Origin of the sequence: Streptomyces sp. NPDC001222 (genome assembly GCF_042896945.1) — a bacterium.
Classification (GTDB): domain Bacteria; phylum Actinomycetota; class Actinomycetes; order Streptomycetales; family Streptomycetaceae; genus Streptomyces; species Streptomyces gibsoniae.
Genome location: NZ_JBIAXT010000084.1, coordinates 1 through 4,327, shown reverse-complemented (window position 1 = coordinate 4,327; position 4,327 = coordinate 1). Strand labels below are relative to the sequence as shown.

General features: G+C 68.1%; 3 protein-coding genes. 1 reads left to right on the top strand and 2 read right to left on the bottom strand.

Annotated features, from left to right (window positions below; translation table 11 throughout):
* Positions 1-219 precede the first annotated feature (219 nt).
* Entirely contained in the window at positions 220-1,008 is a 789-nt protein-coding gene (locus ACFY2Z_RS41570; protein ID WP_390749181.1) for an amidohydrolase family protein, read from the bottom strand.
* A 102-nt stretch (positions 1,009-1,110) separates the two neighbouring features.
* Here ACFY2Z_RS41570 and ACFY2Z_RS41565 point away from each other — a divergent pair, with 102 nt between their 5' ends.
* The gene (locus ACFY2Z_RS41565; protein WP_390749180.1) at positions 1,111-1,503 is read left to right on the top strand and encodes a MerR family transcriptional regulator; all 393 of its coding nucleotides are present in this window, start codon (positions 1,111-1,113) and stop codon (positions 1,501-1,503) included.
* A gap of 566 nt (positions 1,504-2,069) precedes the next feature.
* Here ACFY2Z_RS41565 and ACFY2Z_RS41560 read toward each other — a convergent pair.
* Positions 2,070-3,374 carry a hypothetical protein gene (locus ACFY2Z_RS41560; protein ID WP_390749179.1) on the bottom strand — a complete coding sequence of 435 codons (1,305 nt, stop codon included), beginning with the start codon at positions 3,372-3,374 and terminating at the stop codon, positions 2,070-2,072.
* Between the last annotated feature and the right edge of the window lie 953 nt (positions 3,375-4,327).

Here is a 4,327-nt window from a genome sequence, read left to right as displayed (position 1 = left end):
GTCGGGGCCGAAGGTACCCCTGAACGTCAGCTCGCTCGAGCCGCCCTGCGTCCGCATCCACCTGCTGATCCTGCTGGCATTCTTCTCCAGAGCGACCGGTACCAGTCACCCAGTTGACTCTCGCTGACGTCATCGGCGATCGGCATGGTGGCGTGCCGGGCGAGAGTCTCGTTGAACGGCACGCCCATGCGGGGGGCTGACGTCGAGGAGGGCTTCAGTTCAGAGGATGCCCAGGAGCTCCCCCAGGGTTCCTCCGAGCACCCGCTCACGTACCTCGCCAGGAGGGGTGACCCGTTCGACGGTGGTGCGGGCGAGCACCGGATCACCGTAGGGGGCGTCCGAGCCGAACAATGTCCGCTCGGGGATCTCACGGATCGCCAGCCGCACCGCGAAGATGATGTTCGCCGTGGACAGTTCCAGATACATGCTCGGCGTGTCCCGCACCAGTTCGATGGCCTCCATCCAGTTCATCCCACCGAGCTGGCTGACCACCAGTGGAACCACCGGGTATCGCGCGGCGAGACGGGACAGGGTGCGCAGGTCTTCCGCGGTGGTGGGAGCGAAACCATGGACGACGACAGGCAGCCCGCCATGGTCATGCGCCGCGGCGAGTATGGGCTCGATCCGGGCAGCCTCCGCCGCGGGAGGCGTGAGCTCCCCGATGCCGCGCAGTCCACGCCCCACCACCTCGCGCTCGATCAGGGCCGCGATGTCCTCCTCGGGCAGGTCCAGCGGCACGGAGCCGAACCCGATGAACCTGTCCGGGTACGCGGCCAGGGCCTCGTGCAGCTCCGTCCAGGCAGTTCGGTAGCCGTCGACGCTGTTCCCACGGCCTGCCAAGGCATTGTCGAGGACGCTCATCTCACGACGCAGGGATACAAGATCAACGGCCCGTTCCGGATGCGGGCGGGTACCGAAGAGCACCGCGCGATCCACTCCCGCATCGTCCAGGGCGGCAAGGTGGCTTTCGACCGGGTCGTGGACATGGCCGTGGGCATCGATGATCACAGGTTCCTCCAAAGGAGAGTGGGCCGCCGGAATGCGGCAGGGCGGCCACACTGTTGCTGCTTGACACCGTTGGAAGGTCAAACCTGAGAGGAGAAGCAGACAGTGCTCATCGGAGAACTGGCCAAGCAGACCGGGACCAGCGAACGCCTCCTGCGCTACTACGAACGGGCTGGGCTGCTCCGGCCCGAACGCCGGCCCAACGGGTACCGGACCTATGACGAGACTGCCCACGCGACCGTCCTGCGGATCCGGGCCCTGCTCGCGGCGGGACTACCGACTCGCATCATCCGCCAGGTCCTTCCCTGCACCACCGCCGAGGCCGCCGTACTGCCATGTCCCGGCGTCCTGGACGCGCTCCACGCCCAGCTGTGCACCCTTGATCAGCGATTGGCCGAGATCAATGCAGCCAGGGAAGTCCTGCTGCAGACCATCACTACCGCCGAGACCGCTACCGCATTTGCCGCGTCCCGAGCCCCAGCGACGGGCGCGCCGTGAGCCCGCCGTTCACACCGGCTCAGAGATCCGCCGCCAGCATGTGCAGACTCTGGTCATTCATGGAGACGACTTCAGAAGCTCACATCCTGCCGGAATTGCCCCGGTTTCGCAGTCACGCGGGATTGGATCGCTACGACGGGGCGCAAACGACCGTTTTCGCCCCCGCTACTGATCGGATCGGGAGGCGTGATGATGTCCCCGAGAGTTCCTTGGGATGACAAGGGGTCACGGTCCGTCGCCCGACGGCCGTCCTAACTCGCCAGGAGGTCCCGCCCCCAGGTCCGATCCTGCTCGCACCAAGCTCGCTGTTGCCGCTCTCGGCACCGCCTTTGCCGTCAGCGTCGCCATCCAGGTTCCACAGTTGGTCGTGCCCCTGACGTTCGGGCTGACCGTCTGGCTCGCCGCCTGCGCCTTCCTGAAGCTGTGAGGCAGGCAGAGCGGGGGCGCCCCCTCACGGGCTCACCCATCTTCCCGCCCGTGGATACCTGAAGCTGTTAGGCAGGTACAGAGCGGGGGCAGATACGTCCGCTCGCGGAGGTGTACCGGCTTCCCCGGGGTCGGCAAAGTCAGACTCGCGGTCGCGCTCTCCGTGTCTGCGGACGTCCCCGACAAGCGGACCAGATCTCCTGAAGCAGTGTCCGGTAGTCCTCCCCGTAGGTGACCACGGCCGCGTACACGGCATCGAGGGCCGCTAGGAGCGTGTCGGTTTCGGCGGCCCCGAGCAGGGCAGGGACGGCCATGTGCGGCTGGGACATGCGCAGGGACGGGTCCGGCTCGCCGATCGTGACCTCCACCACGTACGGCCTCTCCCCGACGGACTGTGGCGTCAGTGGTGTGGGCAGGCCCGGCAACTTCACCATGGCAGCCGAGGGGCCCACGATCTGCGCCGTCGGCTCCGGCTTGGGCACCGGCGCGTACGCATCGTCACGGACCGGCGGCTGGAAGGGGGGACGCTTGGGCGCGACAGCCCGGCCGACGGTTCTGTCCGGGACGCGGGGGTCGGTTTCCAGGGCCTGCCACACGGCGTCCGGGCTGTCGAGGGGCGGCGGCAACGGACCGCCCTCGGCCAGGGCGGTAAGTCCTGCGGAGATCCAGTCAATTGCTGTCAGACCGGCCCTCTCGCAGGCACGGCGCGCCGCCAGCAGGGCCACCCCGCGCTGGACCTTGGCGTCGGCGGCATCGATGGCGTGGACGAGGGCCGGGTCGAAGTCGAGCAGGCCGCGCACGTTGCCGCCCACGGCGCGCAGGGCTTGGCTCGGCAACTGCCCGCCCCACTCCCATCGTTCGTAGGCGATCCGGCACTCTCGTTCTGCTTGCTCCTGCGCGAGGCGGGCGAGGCGTTCGGTTTCGGCGCGTTCGGCGGGTGTGGGAGGTGGTGGCAGTTGGCAGGCGTAGTCGTGCCAGTAGGCGGCATTCGCCGAGGACTGCCTCAGGACGCGGTCCAGTGCAGGGCGAGCCGGCCACAACTGCAGCAGGTAGCAGTCCAGTTGGGGTTCGTCGTCCATGCGGGTGTCCCGCTGGTTGGCCTCGTCCATGCCCTTGGCGCAGTAGCGCACCCGGTAGTCGGTCACTTCCAGGTCCAGGTCCCAGCAGTTCTCGCCGCCCCATTGCACGAGCGCGCTACTGCCCGAGACGGGATGGAAGGACACCTCCACGACGTCCTCCCAGTCCGCATCCAGCGGCGGAGCCTGGTCGTGCACTTCGACGGTGAAGCCGACATTGCCCGTGTGCAGCCCGGTCATCAGCCACAGCGCGCCGGGGACAGCCGCCCCGCACAGCCCGGAACTCTGGCCCGCGAACGCCTCCGCAAGGTCTGGGCCGCAACTCGCGGGGTCGCTCTCGACGTAGATCTGACCGTAATGGACATGCACCTCACCATCGACCGGCCTGCGCACCATCTACCCCCATCGCCACCAGGAACGGTATGCCCGGCACCTTATGGCGCAGCACTGACAGCGCCGCCGGGCCGGTGCCCGAACAGACACTGCCGCACTGGTGGCCCGGTCCCCGCCGGCGGCCTACCGACGGCCTGCTGGTGAGGGCTGCACCAACGCATGGAAGCTGCGGGAGGAAGTCATGCCGCTCGATTCCCAGGGCAGCTACCACCGGGTACGTGCCCACCCACACAACGCCCCCATCCACCACCACAGCTCCCACTCACCGGCCTTGACGAGGACACAGCCACAGGAGAACAGCATCGGGCCATCGACGTCCTCCCCCGCCGGGCATCGCCCCGCCGACGGCGCCACAGCATGGCGCCCCCAGCCGACACGCAACCGGGGCCGAGGGCGCCCCGACCCCCGGCCGCGGCCCACGCCGCCCGTCCCTCCTTCCTCCACTCCAACCAAGGACATGGGCAAAGCGGCCACAACGGGGATGCAGACCCCCGACCACACCCGCACGCAGGGGGGCCTGGCTCAGGGCCTGGACGTGGCATCGACCGCCTTCACCCGGCAGTCCGAGCACCTTCCGCACCTCTTCGCGACGAACAGATGCCGATAGACCGTCACCTGGCACCGATGAATGCCACAGAGCGTCGCGCTTTCTACCAAGGCGTGCTCCAGAGCTGGGACACCTGTCTCCCGGCATGCAGCGAAGCCCGTCGGAGCAAACCCCAACGCGAATCTGAAGAACCGGAGGCGATGACCCAGCTGCGGCATGGCCACCACCCTCGCACGTGGCCCGATCGACGTGAATGCCGACTCCGCCAAGCCCGCTACTGACCTTGGGGGTCTGTGTAGCGAACGGTGGAACTCGGTCGGTTTTGTTCAGCGGCGTCCGGCGGTGAGCCGGCCGTCGAAGGTGATGTCGAAGGCTTGGAGTG